This is a genomic window from uncultured Fibrobacter sp., from assembly GCF_900316465.1.
In the GTDB taxonomy this organism is placed as follows: domain Bacteria; phylum Fibrobacterota; class Fibrobacteria; order Fibrobacterales; family Fibrobacteraceae; genus Fibrobacter.
Window position 1 is genome coordinate 119,032 of record NZ_ONDD01000003.1, and the last position, 14,215, is coordinate 133,246.

Sequence of the window (14,215 nt, forward strand, 5' to 3'; positions counted from 1 at the left end):
TTGTTTCCGTTTCAAGATATAGATTAGGACCTTGCTCGTTTCTAGGCGAATTTTGGTAATAAGGGTTGCAATTCTGCGTCTCGCAATATTTTTATATTTGCTGCCTAGTTGGTTATAAATAAAAAAGGAGGGCTTTATGAAAAAGCTGATAGCGCTGGTTTTTGCCTTGTCCTTTGCTACTGCGGCTGTCGCGGAATCGTTTGTGGCTTCGGAAAAGATTACGCAACAGGTTCTGGCTGGCAGCCTTACCCAGACTGTGGCTGCGGGCGATGAGATTGCGCCGATTAGAATTTTATATGAGAATATAGATGAAAATAAACATCAATCGGGTGGTTTTTCTGACCTTGGCTTGACGGAAAAATGGACAGGTCCTGTTTGTGAAATTTTTGGGAAGATTAGCAGAAATATTGCTGCCCAAACGGTAAAAGCTTATATCTTAGTCCAAGACGATGAGGTCAAGTACGCCAAGACGGATATAACATTTGAAATAAAAGAAAGAGAGTTTATGTTTGAATGGAATGATGCTAGCGGAGAAATGAACCAAACCGTCAAAGCTGGCGAAACCATGGTGCCTATCGTTTTCGATTATGAGGCAATTTCTGTATGGGGCGTGAGTGGATTGCCTTCCGGCCTTAAAGGAGATATTGATGAAGATGATCATGCAATAATCATTGCTGGCACGGTGGGTGAAACTGTTATGTCTGGTGATTATGATTATAAGGTAATCGTTAAAGATAAAAATTCGAAAGAACATTCGTTGTCAGGAACGATCACTGTGGAAGGACTCCCGAATGTTGCGTCAATAAGAATTGTTGAAAATGAAAAGCAGAAGGTTACGGCTGGTGAGGCAATTAAGCCGATTGTGTTCAAGTTCGCAAATGTGAGTGTTACCGAGAACATGGACAATTTTAAATTTGAACAAACTTTGCCCGGCTCGCTTAGAATCAGTGTAAAGGATGACTCTTTGACGATAAATGGAACTGTCGCGGAAAATGCGAAGGATGGTACTTATTCGATAAAAGTTATTGCAAAGGGCGAAAAGAACAATGATACTGCTTTTGCAACCGTTGAAGTGGCTCATAAGCCTGTTGAGACTTCGTCATCCAGCGTTGTGGCTTCCTCAAGCTCCGAGGCGTCTTCTAGTTCTGCTGTGTCCAGCAGCTCTGCTGAACAGTCTAGCTCCAGTGTAAACTCCAGCGATTTGAAGTCTTCGAGCTCTAGCAATGCAGATGAGTCGTCTTCGAGCGAAAAGACTACAAATATTGTGACGGCTGCAATGAATGATGTGAAGTTCGGCTATGCAAATAACGCGCTGACAATCGCGATGCCGACATCTTCGATGGTGCGTGTGCAAGTGTTCGACTTGACGGGGCATCTGGTTGAGTTTCTTGTAGAACCTGTTATGGGTTCCAGGAGCTTTAGCCTCGCTCATTTGAACAGGGGCAATTACCTTGTGCGTATCGAAAGCAATAGCCAAATGAGCGTGACGAGAATCGCTGTCAAGTAAGGTGAGTGCCTGTAAAAGTTCGCAAGAATTGCGTTCTTTTTCTGAAAACGAAAAAAGACTCCGCTGGTTGGCGGAGTCTTTTGAATTTAGAATCTTTTTGATTTTATTTCGTTTCTAAAAAATCCAGCGCTTCGCCGGCAAGTTCCACACAGCGGTTGCAGGGGATAATCTTGTTCGGGCGAATTTCGCTGCACTTGGTAAAATTCTGTGCGCCTCGCTTGAAAAAGTCCTCAATGGCCTCGGCGTGGTCAGGCTGCATCATCTTGGCCGCATAGAGCGCTCCGCAAGAACCGTTCGGGGCCTTCCCGCCACCGAAATTACGGAACATCTCGGCAGAAGCAACCGCATCCGTTTCGGGCTTGCCCGTTGCGCGTGCATAACCGTAAGCCACTGCCATCGCGCAATTGCCGCGATGCTCTGCATGGAATTGTTTTGAAATTTCCGCAATCGACATAGACGTTCCCTTGTTAAAGACTTCTAAAACTCAATATACAAAACTTAAAATCAAATCGTGCAATCAGAAGGTTGCAAAATCAGAAATTGCTCAAACAAAAAAGAAACTCCCGCAAACGCGAGAGTTTCCATAAATTCAAAATTTGATTTGCGCAAGCGCGAATTTCTAGGCTCGGAAATGCGAACGCAAGCGTTCGCGCTTCACTCGCCTTACGAATTTTTGAATTACTTGTCAGTGAGCACTGCAACACCGGGGAGGACTTTGCCTTCGAGGAGTTCGAGGGAAGCGCCACCACCCGTAGAGGTGTGGGTCACCTTCTTGTCTGCGCCGTACTTCTTGGCAGCCGTAGCGGTATCGCCACCACCGATCACGGTGATTGCGCCAGCAGCGGTAGCTTCGACGATAGCGTCAGCCATAGCCTTGGTAGCCTTTTCGAAGGCTTCGAATTCGAACACGCCTGCAGGACCGTTCCAAACGATGGTCTTTGCGGACTTGATAGCGTTCACGAAGAGCTTGGTGGATTCAGCGCCCACATCGAGGCCCATCCAGCCAGCCGGAATGCCTTCGGCGTCAGAAACAGCCTTGGTAGCAGCGTCGGCAGCGAACTTGTCAGCAGCGATGTAGTCGACCGGGAGGATGATTTCCTTGCCGGCAGCCTTAGCCTTGGCCATCAGATCCGGAACGAGCTTGGCGCCTTCTTCGTCAAACAGAGAAGAACCGATTTCGATGTTGTTGAGAACCTTCTTGAAGGTGAAAGCCATGCCACCGCCGATGATAATCTTGTCGGCCTTGTCGAGGAGGTTGTTGATGAGCTGGATCTTGTCAGCGACCTTTGCACCGCCGAGGATGGCGAGGAACGGACGCGGAGGATTGTTGAGCACCTGGTCGAAAGCCTTGAGTTCCTTGTTCATGAGGAAACCAGCGGCACGCTGCGGAAGTTCAACACCAGTCATGGAAGAGTGATCGCGGTGAGCGGTACCGAAAGCGTCGTTCACATAAACGTCAGCGAGCTTGGTGAGGCTTGCGCGGAATGCCTTGACGGCTTCCTTGTCGGCCTTTTCCTTAGTTTCGGTGCCATCGGCGTTCTTGATCTTGCGCTTGCCTTCTTCTTCGATGTGGAAGCGGAGGTTTTCGAGGAGGATGATTTCACCCGGCTTGATAGCGGCGCAGGCTGCTTCAACTTCCGGACCAACGCAGTCGGAGAGGAACTTCACCGGCTTCTTGATGAGTTCTTCGAGCTTCTTGGCAACCGGAGCGAGCGTGTACTTCATGTTCTTTTCGCCATTCGGACGGCCGAGGTGGGAAGCGAGTACGACGGCTGCACCCTTGTCGAGAGCGTACTGGATGGTCGGGAGAGCGGCTTCGATACGCTTGGTGTTGGTGATTTCGCCAGTCACCTTGTCCTGCGGAACGTTGAAGTCGACACGGATGAACACGCGCTTGCCGGCGAGTTCGAGATCTTCGATAGAAAGCTTTGCCATTGTAGCAATCCTCTTTTTTAGGTTAAAATTTTACGCGGGAAAATATAGCAATTTTAGTGGGCGATTGGTCGCTATCAGTATTGCGGCGAGAGCATGGCTAAATCACACTTTTTTGACAATCTGTAGAGCGAAGCATCTCGTGTGTAAACATTGTTAAACAGAGAACTTGTGGCGAACACTATGTGCACGGCTGTATATTACAAAAGAATTATTTTTAATACCATTATACGCATTTTTTTATATATTTCCATCAAAAATTAGACTTTTTGGAGTAGAAATGAAACGTTCACTTTTGATGGTCCTTTGCCTGTCTGTCGTATCCGCTTTCGCTAGCATATACGATATTGATGAATTTACCGCCAAGGATGCGGGTGTACCCGATGACTACATCGTAGCCGAATTCGGTGGCGAACTCAAGGTCGCTCCGGCTGACGAGGTCTCCTCTCTTCAGAGTGGCCGCATGGTTGTACGTCAGAAATTTGAAGACCCGTTTGGTGAATCTGAAACCTCTTACCAGCTCTATCAGGGTGGTAAAGGCGATGTATCCTCGATGACTCCGATGACTGCCGATGGCGTTGACTACTCCGCGCTCGTTAAGGCAAAGCTTTATACCCGTCGTGGTCAGGCAGCTGATAAGGACGTCGAAAAGGTTTACTTCGATGGTAAGGCTGTTTACGCTCCCGGTCTTTCTAGCGCAATCGTCTATATCAACGGCAAGCCGGTGGAACTGAAGGGTTCTGCTCCTGTTGCTGAAGAAGAAGAGGAAGAAGAAACTGTTGCAGCCGCTCCTGCCGTTCCGAGCAGCAAGGGTGAAGAATGTGACGAATACGATCCGGATTGCGAAGACGACGATGATGAAGACTACAGCAAGTACAAGACTTCCGCACCGGTTGACGACGATCGTGACTACGCTGCTAGCTCTGCTGCAAGTGACGTAGGCGACCGTTTCGGTATTGCTGACGAAGTCCGCTTCTGGACGGCTGTCGGTCTCTCTGCCTTGGCAGTTACTGCCGCTGTGGTTGGCATCATGCAGCACAGCAAGGCTAACGAAGCCAAGGATGCCTACGACGACTTGAAGGGCCTGAACGCTCAGATCTTGAGCGCATGTAAGGGCGACTCCAAGTGCGAAGAAATCATGGCATCGCAGGTAAGGCAGGAATCGTGGAACTTGCGCGACCTGCAGAAACGGATGGACGAAGACAAGAAGACGCAGGATTCTTACACGTCCGCTCGTAACATTTGGTTCGGCGTTTCTGCTGCCGCAATCGCAGGTGCTGTCGTACTCTTCGTATGGTAGTCGAAACCGGAAAAATCACGATTCGTGATTTGGAATTCAACTGCATTATTGGAACGCTCCCTTACGAGCGCGAAAATATGCAGCCGGTTGTCCTGAATATTTCGGTGTGGCTTGATTTTTCCCTTGCCGCCCGAAATGAAGATCTTGCCCATTCCATTGATTATGTGCAACTCGCTGACGACGTGCAGGATTTTGTCTGCAGGTCGTCTTTCCAATTAGAAGAAACCTTGGTCGTCGAAACGGCCAAGTACATCTTAAACCACTACCCGAAGACGCTTGCTGCAGAAGTCTCTGTCCGCAAGCCGTTGGCAATCCCGCAGAGTGCAGGTGCCGAATCCAGCATCAAGGTGATTCGCTAGCTCCTAAAGGCGCGGTAGCGCAAAGCTTCAGATAAGTCTATAATTTCAACAGAATCGGATTTTCGAAGGTCGGCGATAGTTCTGCCGACCTTTAATAGTCTGTAAAAGCCGCGGGCGCTGAGTCCCATTCTGTCGGCGGCGTTGATGGCGAACTGCTCGGTTTCTGCCGAAAGTTTGCAGCTCTTTTTGGCAAAGTCCGAAGACATCTCGGCGTTCGTCTTGAAGGGCGTGCCCTTGAATCGCTTGCGCTGGATTTCGCGGGCGCTACAGATTCGCTTGCGAATCTCGGCCGAAGACTCGGCGGTGCTCTTGCGACCGAATTGCGAGGCTTCGACGGGCGGGACGCTCACTTGGATATCGATGCGGTCAAGGAGCGGGCCAGATATTTTTTCTTGATAGCGCTTGCGTGCTTCGGGCAGGCACGTACAGGCTCGCTTGGGGTCCATGGCGTATCCGCAGGGACAGGGGTTCATGGCCGCACCCATCATGAATCTTGCGGGCCAAGTAACGGTCCCGCTAGCGCGGCTGATTGAGATTTCTCCCTCTTCCATGGGCTCGCGTAAAGCTTCTAGAACGCTGCGGTTGAATTCCGGCAGCTCGTCGAGAAACAAGACTCCATTATGGGCTAGGCTCGCCTCACCCGGCTTTAGCCGGGTGCCACCCCCCACCAGCGACACCATGGAAGCGCTGTGGTGGGGGGTACGGAACGGGCGGACCATGACCGGCTTGAATTCTTCGGAGTCACCCGCGGTTCTCGCACACGAATGGATTCGGGTTGTTTCGAGAATTTCAAGCTCGGTCATTTCGGGCAGAATGCCCGGTATGCACTTTGCGCATAGGGTCTTGCCCGCTCCGGGCGAGCCAACCATAAGGAAGTTGTGGGCGCCAGCGGCAGCGACTTCGAGCGCTCGCTTCACGCCTTCCATACCGACCACATCCTTAAAATCGGGAATGTCCCGGTCGGCATTCGTTAAATACATTTGCTCTTTCAATCCGGATGCTCGCTGCGCGTAATTGTCGGCTCCGGCTTCCATTTTTTCAATGCATTCCATGAGTGTGTCTGCGCATACATATCGGATTCCTTCGACAAGCGAAGCTTCTTGCTCGTTCGCTTTTGGAATCACCAGGATGTCTTTTGATTTTTCAGACAAACTCATTGCAATGGAAAGAACGCCCCGGACAGGCTTTAGCTGGCCGTCGAGCGAAAGTTCTCCGACAAAAACGAGGTGCTTTAAGTCGGGGACTTCAATCTCTCCAGCAGCAGTCAAAAGCCCAAAAGCAAGGGGCAAGTCCAGGGCGCTCCCTTCTTTTCGCAAATCCGCGGGTGACAAGTTTACCGTCGTGCGAAAACCGGTCACCACTTTGCCTGCGGAGCGAATCGCAGAAATGACTCGCTCCCTCGACTCTCTTACGGCATTGTCTGGCAAACCTACCAAGGTGAATCCCGGCAGACCCTGCGAAGAGTCGACTTCGACATTTACAGGGACTGCTTTAATTCCAAGCAAGCAATAAGAGCGGATTCTGCGGAACATGTTGGCTCCTATACGATGGCGGCCTGGTACTTTTCAAGAATGCAATTTTCAATGTGTTCGCGAAGCTGTCGCGTTACCGGGTTGCAAATCGAACGGTAGGTTTCACCTTTGAAGAACGGATCAATAGGGTAGCCTACGAAGAGTCCGTTTTCGCCTTCCGTCACGCGGAGCCCGCGAATCATGAACTGGTCGTTCAGCACGATTGACGCAATCCCCTTGGTGTGTCCCATGGAAGGGCCTTCCTGGAAGGGGTAGACTTGCACATTCGTAACGGCGAGGCAGTCGAATGCGGAACTTGCTTCGGTTTCTTTTTCGGGCATTTTATTTTTTACAGCCATAGAGGTCTCCTGTTTTTGTTGGTGTTTTTTGCTTTATAAGCGAACCTCTAATTGCAATTAGTGTGCCAATTTTTTGAAATGGCGAAATTGACAGAAAAACGCCAATTCCTTAAAAACACCTATGGCAATTCAAGTGATTAATCACTGATTAATCAGTGATTAATCACTTTACTACCTTTTAATCATGCTCTTGAAACCGAATATGAATTGGGTGGCAAACCAGGGGAAGGCTCTTCCGACGGTGCTTGCCGAAGTCGAAATCTCGCCGGATTATTTCACGGTGAATTTTACCGTTGAAGAACCTTCGGACTGTTTCCGCGCCGAAGTCAAAGAAGATAACGGTTCCAGCTGGGAAGATTCCTGCGTCGAAATATTCTTGCAGAATCCGGCGAACCCCGCCGAATACTTCAACTTCGAAACGACTTGTCGCGGCTACTTGCTGGCAGCCCATGGCCCCGATCGCAATTCGCGTACCAAACTGACGCAACCCGAAATTGATTCGGTTATTCGAACCAAACAGTTGGCTAGTGTCGCGGGCAATCTTGTATGCTGGGGCATGATCGTGCAGATTCCGGCAACGCTCTTTGGACTTCGTTCGTTCGATGGCGTTACACTTAAGGGGAACCTTTACAAGTGTGCCGATAAATCAAAGACGCCTCATTACCTGAGCGCCTTCCCGGTAGAAACAGAAAAGCCGGATTTCCACCGGCCTGAATTTTTCAGCGAATTTTAATTCGGTTATTTCATCTTAATTTTCATTTCGAAGACTTGGCGACCGGTGTCGTCTTCAATCTTCATGTAGGTCGCACCCATCTTATCGGTGCGGAAGATCTTGACTTCCTGGCCTTCGCGGGTTTCTCCCATAAAATGCAATTCAAGCATCGCAGGAATGCAAAGCTCCAAGTCGGCGGCGCTGAATACGTTCAAGGCGAGTTTCACGTATTCGATGTTGTTCATGTGGTGCGACATGTCAATGTGCTGCGGCAACACCTTCTGGCGGTACACTTCCTGGTATTCTTCGGGCTCCACAGGGAACTTCGAAAACTTGTTGTCCATAAAGTGCTCCGGAGCGCCTTCTGCCGGAAAGTCAACAGCTTCAAGCTTCATAGGGCGGTGACGTTCCAAGTCTAGGCAGCAGGCTTCCTGCACGGCAAGAATAATCGGTTCGCCTTCGACGGTCGTGATGGAGGTGTTCACGTAGGTACGAATCGGGGCGTTGTCCGTGGGGAACGATGTCGTGATGACTTTGTCTCGCCAGAACGGACGCTTGAAAAACTTGAATTTCGCTTTGTAGATTGCCCAGTAGCCGCCCTTTTCGTTTACGCAAAAATTGTCCATCTTGAGCGCGCCGAAATTTTCGGTGAGGTTGTCCTGAACCATGAGCACGGTTTGTGCAATGCCCATCTTGCCTGAAACGTCGATGTAGGCCGAGGTAATGGTGCGCTGTTTCTGGAAAACGAGCGGATTTTTAGCAAGCGAATAAATATCAATCATGCTTTGAATATAAATAAAAAAAGGACGGTTGTGATACCGTCCTAAAATATTTTGTCAACAGTCATTCCGCATTTGGAGCGGAATCTTCTTGAACCTAGATCTTCTTGAGCACCAGCAAATGGCCGGGAGCCTTGGCGGGGTCAAGTTTCACGTAGTTCTTGTTGCCACGCCAGACAAAGCTTTCGTCGGTAATCAAGTCCTTCAAGAAATAGAAGGCGTCCTGATTCAGGCCGAGCTTGCCCATGTCGAGTTCCACCATGCCTTCCTGGACGTTATCCATGTCCATGTTGCATACGCATAAAATAACGTCTTCGCCGGACTTCTTGGAATAAACCATTAGCTGGTCGTTGGCACAATAGTGGAAATCGAGGTTGTCGTATTCCTGCAGGGCGATGTGTTCCTGACGGGCGGTATTCACGCGGCGCACGAAATCCTGAATGCCCGGGCCAGTCCAGTTGTGGACCTTGTACTGGTACTTTTCGCTGTCCAGCAATTCTTCCTTGATGGGGCTCGGAATGTTTTCGCAGAGCTCGTAGCCATTGTACATGCCCGTAAGGCTAGAAAGCGTACCGGCCAAGAAGTAACGCTGCTTGAAGGCGTTCGGGCCCTTGTAGGCGAGGTACTTCGGGAAAATGTCCGGAGTCGTCGGGAAGAAGATGCCGCGCATGTATTCCTTGGCATCGGACTGCGTCAGTTCCTTGAGGTACTGTTCGAATTCCCACTTGGCAGAGCGCCAGGCGAAATACGTATAGCTCATGTCGAAACCGGACTTTGCGAGGCGATGCATCATCTTCGGGCGCGTGAACGCTTCGGCGAGGAACACGAGTTCCGGACGCTTTTCCTTGACGTCTGCAATCAGCCATTCCCAGAACGGGAAGGGCTTGGTGTGCGGGTTGTCGATACGGAAAATTTCGATGCCCTTGTCGGCCCAGAACAGGATAATGTTTTCGATTTCTTGCCACAAGGCCTTGTAGTTCTTGTTGTAGTAGTCGAAGGGGTAAATGTCTTCGTACTTCTTGGGCGGGTTTTCGGCGAACTTGATGCTGCCATCCGGTTCGTGGTAGAACCATTCCGGGTGGCTCTTCACGTACGGGTGGTCGGGGCTGCAGTTCAGCGCGATATCGAGAGCGAGGCGGAGACCCTTCTTGCGGGCGGCCTTTGCAAAGTGCTCGAAATCCTTCATGCTGCCAAGTTCCGGGTCCACATCGTAGTGGCCGCCGTTCTTGTTACCCACGGCGTACGGACATCCCGGTTCAAGCGGCTTGCCCTTCTTGTCCACCTTGGCGTGCAGGGCGTTATTGGCACCCTTGCGGTTCGTGACACCGATCGGGTGAATCGGTACCAGGTAAACGGTATCGAAGCCGAGGCCGGCAATGTAGTTGAGCTGGTTTTCGCAATCCTTCCAAGTGGCGCTCTTCTTCGGGTCGGTGCCCTGGCTCTTCGGCCACATTTCGTACCAAGTACCAATGCGGGCGTAAGAGGGGTCCACGCGGAGCTTCATTACGGGGCTTTCGGTCGGTTCGTCCTTGGGCTCAATCGTCCAGGCGCAAATCTTGTATTCGTAGTAGCCGATATTGTTGACCGTGAAGGAGCCTTCCCACTGGTCGTTATCGACAAAGTGCATGGGAGCCTTTTCCCATTTTTTCTTGGAATCGTGGCGGTAGAAAATCGCCGCGTCATACTTTTCGTGGCTGTGGCGGAAAATGTCCGCGGTCAGCGTAACCGTATCGCCCGGTTCGCGCTTGAGCATAAAACGCCCGCCTTCGATCTGGGGGCGAATGTTTTCGATGACGAGATTGTCTTTACGAGTAGGAATAGTAGCCATAGTAACGAAAATTTAGCAAAAAAGGCTCGCCGTGGCGAGCCCTTAAAATGCGTTTTAGTTTTAGTTGATTCTTAATACCTTGACTTCTTTAATCCAGAAGGTTCGTTCGGAACCGCCGAGGTTCAGTTCAAAGCGGGCGAACGGATCGCTGACTTCGGGCGTGAACGTGATTCCGACCGATTGACCCGTGGTCTGCACTTGTACATGTTCCTGGAATCCGATGGTTTCGTAGGTGTTGTACGAACCGATACGGGCCGTAATCTGACCTTCCACATCGGACCAGATGGTGAATATGCACTGGTACTGGACGCCGGCAATCAGGGCAACGTTTTCTTGAATCAGCTGCACGCTGTAGGAATGCTTGCCGCCATCCGTAACGTTCACCTGCATAATGCGTTCTTTGGACCCCTTTTCGAGCAGCACCGTCGTGTCGGAATGTCCGCCAAACTGGTTCATCAAAATCCAGTCGGTGGTAAAGGGCGAAGAGAAGTTTCCGTTGATAATCGTGTTTTCGCCCTTCTTGGCTGCAATACCCTTCCATATGTCAGCGACATATTCGAAATGTGCATCGCCAGCAACTGTGGTGTAGTCATAACGCAGCGGCTGGAAGCTTGTTACGAATCGCTTGTTCATCGCGTCCCACAATTCCGAATTGTATTTGGAATCAATGTGAATCACGCTGTCTTCGCCAATTTCTGCAGAAGAGAAGTCGATGCCTTCGGTAAACTGCTTGACTCGGAATACAACAGACAAGTTAGCCTTACCGCCAGCCGTATCGATCTGCGAGTAGTGGTAGCGCAGCATGAACGTCTGGAAGTTCGAAAGACTGTAGACAAAGGGATGGTACTTCTTGTCGATGAGAATCCTACCGAATATGGCCATGGTTTCGTCGGGCTTGAATCCGACGCCCATTTCCTTCAGGTAGCCTTCTTCGTTCAAGTCAATGTCCTTGAAGGGGTCTTCAACCAAGGAGCCCTTGGTAAAGGATATCTCAAGCGACTCGTTGGGGGAGTCTTCGTAAGGCCAAAGCTGGAGTCCGACAACGGGGTCGACAATCAAAGTCGTATAATAATAGCTGGAGAAGGAACGTACTTCAGTAAGAATCAGGGAGAAGGAATCCAATAGAATCGGCTCATCCTTTTCTGCTTCCTTGGCAAGAGCCTTGAGATTCACTTCGGAATAGTCAATAGAGAAATCGGCGACTAGCGGAAGGGCCGGCTGTTTCTTGACAGCAGTGTCCTTAGTCGAGGTATCCTTAGGCGTGGTATCCTTGACCGAAGTGTCCTTTACGGAGGTGTCCTTTGCCGTTGTGTCTTTTCCGGTTGTATCGCGGTCAGCAATGCTCGGGTTGCCAATTTCGATACCAGTAATGGACTTGTCGTTGGAACAAGCTACCAAAGACAAAAACGCGGTGGCGTATACGGCAATCGTGGCTATGGACAAAAAGAATTTCATCACACTCCTCGGGTCAAGGGGAAGAGCTGAATGTTGACTTGCACAACATCTTCTGCTTCTCCGGCTTTTGCAGAGAAATCTAGTAGTTCTTTTCGCATTAGTTGTAAATGTTTCTTCAAATTAGGGAAATCTGAACGCCTAATTCCAAAAGTAAGCGCTGAAACGTCCCTTTCATGGCCCGGAAGATCGGACAACATGGTTGCCGACAGCTTGAGCATCTGGAAATGATAGAGTTTTACCATCATGTCCTGGACTTCGTCGTCGGTCGTAATCAGGGGGTCGCGTTGGCGGTAGCCGTTAGCGGTCTTGACAAGGAGACCCAGTTCCAAGAGCAACTGGAGCGATTCGGTCACCTGTGCGGGTGTAACGAGTCCGCGCAGCTTTTTAGAAATCATGTCAGGAATGGGACGGAAATCCTTGAGTCCTACCATCTCAAGAATTACGGAGTGATGCCATTCTTGGAAAATACGGAACTGCGCCTTGTCCATCTTGTGCAGCTTGGAGCGGGGACTTGCCTTGATAAGCTGGGCGTAGTAGATTTGCTTGTCGGCGTCGGTTTGTGCCTGGTTAAAGAATACGAGGCTTTCGAAGTAAGCGGCGCGCTGGTTTTCGAGACCCAGGCCATGAATAAGCTTGGTGACCGTATTTTTGGTGATGTTGCGCTTGCCGTCGATTGCGAGCTTTAAATGGGCATGGCTAGAAAGCCCTGCCTTCTCGGCAAAGAACCGCAAGCTGAACGCGGTCGAGGTTTTCTTTTTATACTCGTAATAGTCACGGAGAAATACCCTGTAGTTCGTGTACTGCAGGATATCCGGTTCTACGAGTTTCTGCTTTTCTCCATTATCCATGTTCAAAAAAATAGAAGAATTAACCCCTGAAAACCATATCTATTTTAAGATTCCCGTTTACCCGAGTAACCATTGTAACCATTAATATACATCGCGTGCCAGGAGCGAAAACCGCCTGTGGTCCACGAATTTGCCGTTTATGAGCTCGTAATCGCGGTTTATGCCCTCTTCCATGAACCCGCAACGGGCGGCGACGGCGGCACTTTTTCCGTTGAGTACAGAGACTAAAAGTTCCAGCCGGTTGAGCTTGAGTTGTTCAAAGGCGAACTTGACGATGAGTTTTACCGATTCGGTCATCAGGCCTTGGCCGGTAAACGGTTTTGCGAGCCAGTAGCTAAGCGTTGCCGAATGGTTGCGGACGTTTACTTCCATCATGATCGAGCCTGCAAAAACGCCCTCTTCGCTGTTTGGGGTGTTCTTGAATATAAGCCAGCAACCGCCTTGCCCGAACCGTTCGTTTAAGACCCATGAGCGGATTCTTTTCTTGAGGTCGAAAATGTCGGTTTCCTGAATCCAGGGAAGGTGCTCGGTCAAGAAATCGCGCGAACCTTCGATAGCCTTGAAGATGTTTTCTGCCGAAGCTTCGCCAGGAGCGTTTTCGCGAACGCCCCTCAGGGTGACCAGGTTCCCTTTGAGGGTTGCGGTCTCGAATGTCTCGGTGAAAAAATCGTCAAAATTCTCCATAAGGGGGAAGATAGTAAATTGGATAAAAAGGAAAAAACCGTCGAATTGCTTCGACGGTTTTTCAGTGCGGATGAAAGGACTTGAACCTTCATGCCCTTGCAGGCACTAGAACCTGAATCTAGCGTGTCTACCAGTTCCACCACATCCGCGTGGGGTAAGCCAAATTTTGAAAATTTTGCCCTATTTGTCAAGGGTTATTTAGAAAAAATCTCTAAAATCCAATCTTTGCGGTTGTTTTCCCAATAGCTCCAGTCGTGCTCGCCCTGCGGGTCGAACTTGAGGTCGCAACCTGTGCCTACGGTTTTACAGAATTCCTGAATCCAAGGGATCGTCTTGTCGGCGGGGTAGAGTCGGTCAGAACCGCCCTGAATGAATCTCCAACGCCCGTTCTTGAGTGGAGCCTGTGCGGCGACTTGTGCTGCCGGTCCGAGCGCTTCGCCATAAGAACTCATGAGAATTCGGTTCTTGATTTTGCGCTTGCCCCACATGGAGTAGGCTATGACTCCGAGCGATCCGTCCGAGATTCCGACCAGCGAAATTTCTTCAATGTTTTTTTTCAGGCGCTTGGCGAGGCTGTCCAGGGCGTCGTCTAAGGCTGCGATGGTAGCAGGCTCGGCCCAATGGTTTTGTTTGCAGGCCGAAGCGCTGACGATGGTGTAGTCCGGCATCATTTTTGAAAGAGCGCCGCCGGCTACAAGTCCTTTTTGGCAATTGTTGCTGGTCATGCCGCCGTGAAACCAAACTATAGTTCCGGCCGTATCTTTTTTGTTTATGCCTCTCCAGACACCTACAGGCATGTCGCTCGAAAGGCTTGTTGCCAGGAACATGACGGAGCCTTGTATAGGCCGCTTCATGTGTACAGTAAGGGTGTCGGTCGGCGCCTGCGCAAAGGCTAATGCAGTTGCAACAAGTGATAATATGACGAGACGTCTCATACCGAC

The 14,215-nt window shown here is 50.2% G+C and carries 14 protein-coding genes and 1 tRNA gene; 4 read left to right on the forward strand and 11 right to left on the reverse strand.

Annotated elements, in window-relative coordinates; all coding sequences use genetic code 11:
* Nucleotides 1–136: 136 nt before the first annotated feature.
* Nucleotides 137–1,507: a T9SS type A sorting domain-containing protein gene (locus tag QZN53_RS01995; RefSeq protein WP_163437093.1), complete on the forward strand. Its 1,371-nt coding sequence runs from the start codon at nt 137–139 to the stop codon at nt 1,505–1,507.
* Between the two features lie 103 nt (nt 1,508–1,610).
* Here QZN53_RS01995 and QZN53_RS02000 read toward each other — a convergent pair whose 3' ends face one another.
* Both QZN53_RS02000 and pgk read right to left on the reverse strand, forming a co-directional pair.
* Entirely contained in the window at nt 1,611–1,961 is a 351-nt protein-coding gene (locus QZN53_RS02000; protein WP_163437094.1) for a hypothetical protein, read from the reverse strand.
* Nucleotides 1,962–2,185: 224 nt separating this feature from the next.
* The gene (pgk, locus tag QZN53_RS02005; protein ID WP_072826912.1) at nt 2,186–3,442 is read right to left on the reverse strand and encodes a phosphoglycerate kinase; all 1,257 of its coding nucleotides are present in this window, start codon (nt 3,440–3,442) and stop codon (nt 2,186–2,188) included.
* Nucleotides 3,443–3,719: 277 nt separating this feature from the next.
* Between pgk and QZN53_RS02010 the strand changes: the two genes are divergently transcribed.
* Together QZN53_RS02010 and QZN53_RS02015 are read left to right on the forward strand one after the other, a co-directional pair.
* Nucleotides 3,720–4,739: a hypothetical protein gene (locus QZN53_RS02010; RefSeq protein WP_163437096.1), complete on the forward strand. Its 1,020-nt coding sequence runs from the start codon at nt 3,720–3,722 to the stop codon at nt 4,737–4,739.
* Nucleotides 4,733–5,098 carry a dihydroneopterin aldolase gene (locus QZN53_RS02015; protein WP_163437098.1) on the forward strand — a complete coding sequence of 122 codons (366 nt, stop codon included), beginning with the start codon at nt 4,733–4,735 and terminating at the stop codon, nt 5,096–5,098. The genes QZN53_RS02010 and QZN53_RS02015 overlap by 7 nt, the downstream gene beginning before the upstream one ends.
* Here the strand turns inward: QZN53_RS02015 and QZN53_RS02020 are convergent.
* Together QZN53_RS02020 and QZN53_RS02025 are read right to left on the reverse strand one after the other, a co-directional pair.
* Nucleotides 5,095–6,630, reverse strand: a complete 1,536-nt coding sequence (locus QZN53_RS02020) for a YifB family Mg chelatase-like AAA ATPase (protein ID WP_163437099.1) — start codon at nt 6,628–6,630, stop codon at nt 5,095–5,097. The genes QZN53_RS02015 and QZN53_RS02020 overlap by 4 nt on opposite strands.
* A gap of 8 nt (nt 6,631–6,638) precedes the next feature.
* The gene (locus QZN53_RS02025) at nt 6,639–6,968 is read right to left on the reverse strand and encodes a SpoVG family protein (protein WP_294651186.1); all 330 of its coding nucleotides are present in this window, start codon (nt 6,966–6,968) and stop codon (nt 6,639–6,641) included.
* A 202-nt stretch (nt 6,969–7,170) separates the two neighbouring features.
* Here QZN53_RS02025 and QZN53_RS02030 point away from each other — a divergent pair, with 202 nt between their 5' ends.
* Nucleotides 7,171–7,701, forward strand: coding sequence for a carbohydrate-binding family 9-like protein (locus tag QZN53_RS02030; protein ID WP_294651189.1), 531 nt, complete (start codon nt 7,171–7,173; stop codon nt 7,699–7,701).
* Between the two features lie 5 nt (nt 7,702–7,706).
* Here the strand turns inward: QZN53_RS02030 and QZN53_RS02035 are convergent, their stop codons facing one another.
* The 7 genes from QZN53_RS02035 to QZN53_RS02065 all read right to left on the reverse strand — a co-directional run bounded on the left by QZN53_RS02035 (nt 7,707) and on the right by QZN53_RS02065 (nt 14,209).
* Complete coding sequence (locus tag QZN53_RS02035) at nt 7,707–8,462, reverse strand: acyl-[acyl-carrier-protein] thioesterase (RefSeq protein ID WP_163437103.1); 756 nt, start codon at nt 8,460–8,462, stop codon at nt 7,707–7,709.
* A gap of 94 nt (nt 8,463–8,556) precedes the next feature.
* Entirely contained in the window at nt 8,557–10,287 is a 1,731-nt protein-coding gene (locus QZN53_RS02040) for an alpha-1,4-glucan--maltose-1-phosphate maltosyltransferase (protein WP_163437105.1), read from the reverse strand.
* 60 nt (nt 10,288–10,347) lie between these two features.
* Nucleotides 10,348–11,742 carry a carbohydrate binding domain-containing protein gene (locus tag QZN53_RS02045; RefSeq protein ID WP_163437107.1) on the reverse strand — a complete coding sequence of 465 codons (1,395 nt, stop codon included), beginning with the start codon at nt 11,740–11,742 and terminating at the stop codon, nt 10,348–10,350.
* Entirely contained in the window at nt 11,742–12,590 is an 849-nt protein-coding gene (locus tag QZN53_RS02050; RefSeq protein WP_163437108.1) for a TIGR02147 family protein, read from the reverse strand. Before QZN53_RS02050 ends, QZN53_RS02045 begins: the two co-directional genes overlap by 1 nt.
* A gap of 81 nt (nt 12,591–12,671) precedes the next feature.
* The gene (locus QZN53_RS02055; protein ID WP_163437110.1) at nt 12,672–13,274 is read right to left on the reverse strand and encodes a GNAT family protein; all 603 of its coding nucleotides are present in this window, start codon (nt 13,272–13,274) and stop codon (nt 12,672–12,674) included.
* Nucleotides 13,275–13,339: 65 nt separating this feature from the next.
* Nucleotides 13,340–13,423, reverse strand: a tRNA-Leu gene (locus tag QZN53_RS02060).
* A 45-nt stretch (nt 13,424–13,468) separates the two neighbouring features.
* A complete protein-coding gene (locus QZN53_RS02065) occupies nt 13,469–14,209 on the reverse strand; it encodes a hypothetical protein (protein ID WP_163437112.1) in 741 nt (246 codons plus the stop codon).
* Between the last annotated feature and the right edge of the window lie 6 nt (nt 14,210–14,215).

Coding starts and splice junctions, on each gene's coding strand:
- pgk (WP_072826912.1), bottom strand. CDS start 3,442: ATGGCAAAGCTTTCTATCGAAGATCTCGAACTCGCCGGCAAGCGCGTG.
- QZN53_RS02035 (WP_163437103.1), bottom strand. CDS start 8,462: ATGATTGATATTTATTCGCTTGCTAAAAATCCGCTCGTTTTCCAGAAA.
- QZN53_RS02065 (WP_163437112.1), bottom strand. CDS start 14,209: ATGAGACGTCTCGTCATATTATCACTTGTTGCAACTGCATTAGCCTTT.
- QZN53_RS02015 (WP_163437098.1), top strand. CDS start 4,733: ATGGTAGTCGAAACCGGAAAAATCACGATTCGTGATTTGGAATTCAAC.
- QZN53_RS02020 (WP_163437099.1), bottom strand. CDS start 6,630: ATGTTCCGCAGAATCCGCTCTTATTGCTTGCTTGGAATTAAAGCAGTC.
- QZN53_RS02055 (WP_163437110.1), bottom strand. CDS start 13,274: ATGGAGAATTTTGACGATTTTTTCACCGAGACATTCGAGACCGCAACC.
- QZN53_RS02030 (WP_294651189.1), top strand. CDS start 7,171: ATGAATTGGGTGGCAAACCAGGGGAAGGCTCTTCCGACGGTGCTTGCC.
- QZN53_RS02025 (WP_294651186.1), bottom strand. CDS start 6,968: ATGGCTGTAAAAAATAAAATGCCCGAAAAAGAAACCGAAGCAAGTTCC.
- QZN53_RS02040 (WP_163437105.1), bottom strand. CDS start 10,287: ATGGCTACTATTCCTACTCGTAAAGACAATCTCGTCATCGAAAACATT.
- QZN53_RS02050 (WP_163437108.1), bottom strand. CDS start 12,590: ATGGATAATGGAGAAAAGCAGAAACTCGTAGAACCGGATATCCTGCAG.
- QZN53_RS02045 (WP_163437107.1), bottom strand. CDS start 11,742: ATGAAATTCTTTTTGTCCATAGCCACGATTGCCGTATACGCCACCGCG.
- QZN53_RS01995 (WP_163437093.1), top strand. CDS start 137: ATGAAAAAGCTGATAGCGCTGGTTTTTGCCTTGTCCTTTGCTACTGCG.
- QZN53_RS02000 (WP_163437094.1), bottom strand. CDS start 1,961: ATGTCGATTGCGGAAATTTCAAAACAATTCCATGCAGAGCATCGCGGC.
- QZN53_RS02010 (WP_163437096.1), top strand. CDS start 3,720: ATGAAACGTTCACTTTTGATGGTCCTTTGCCTGTCTGTCGTATCCGCT.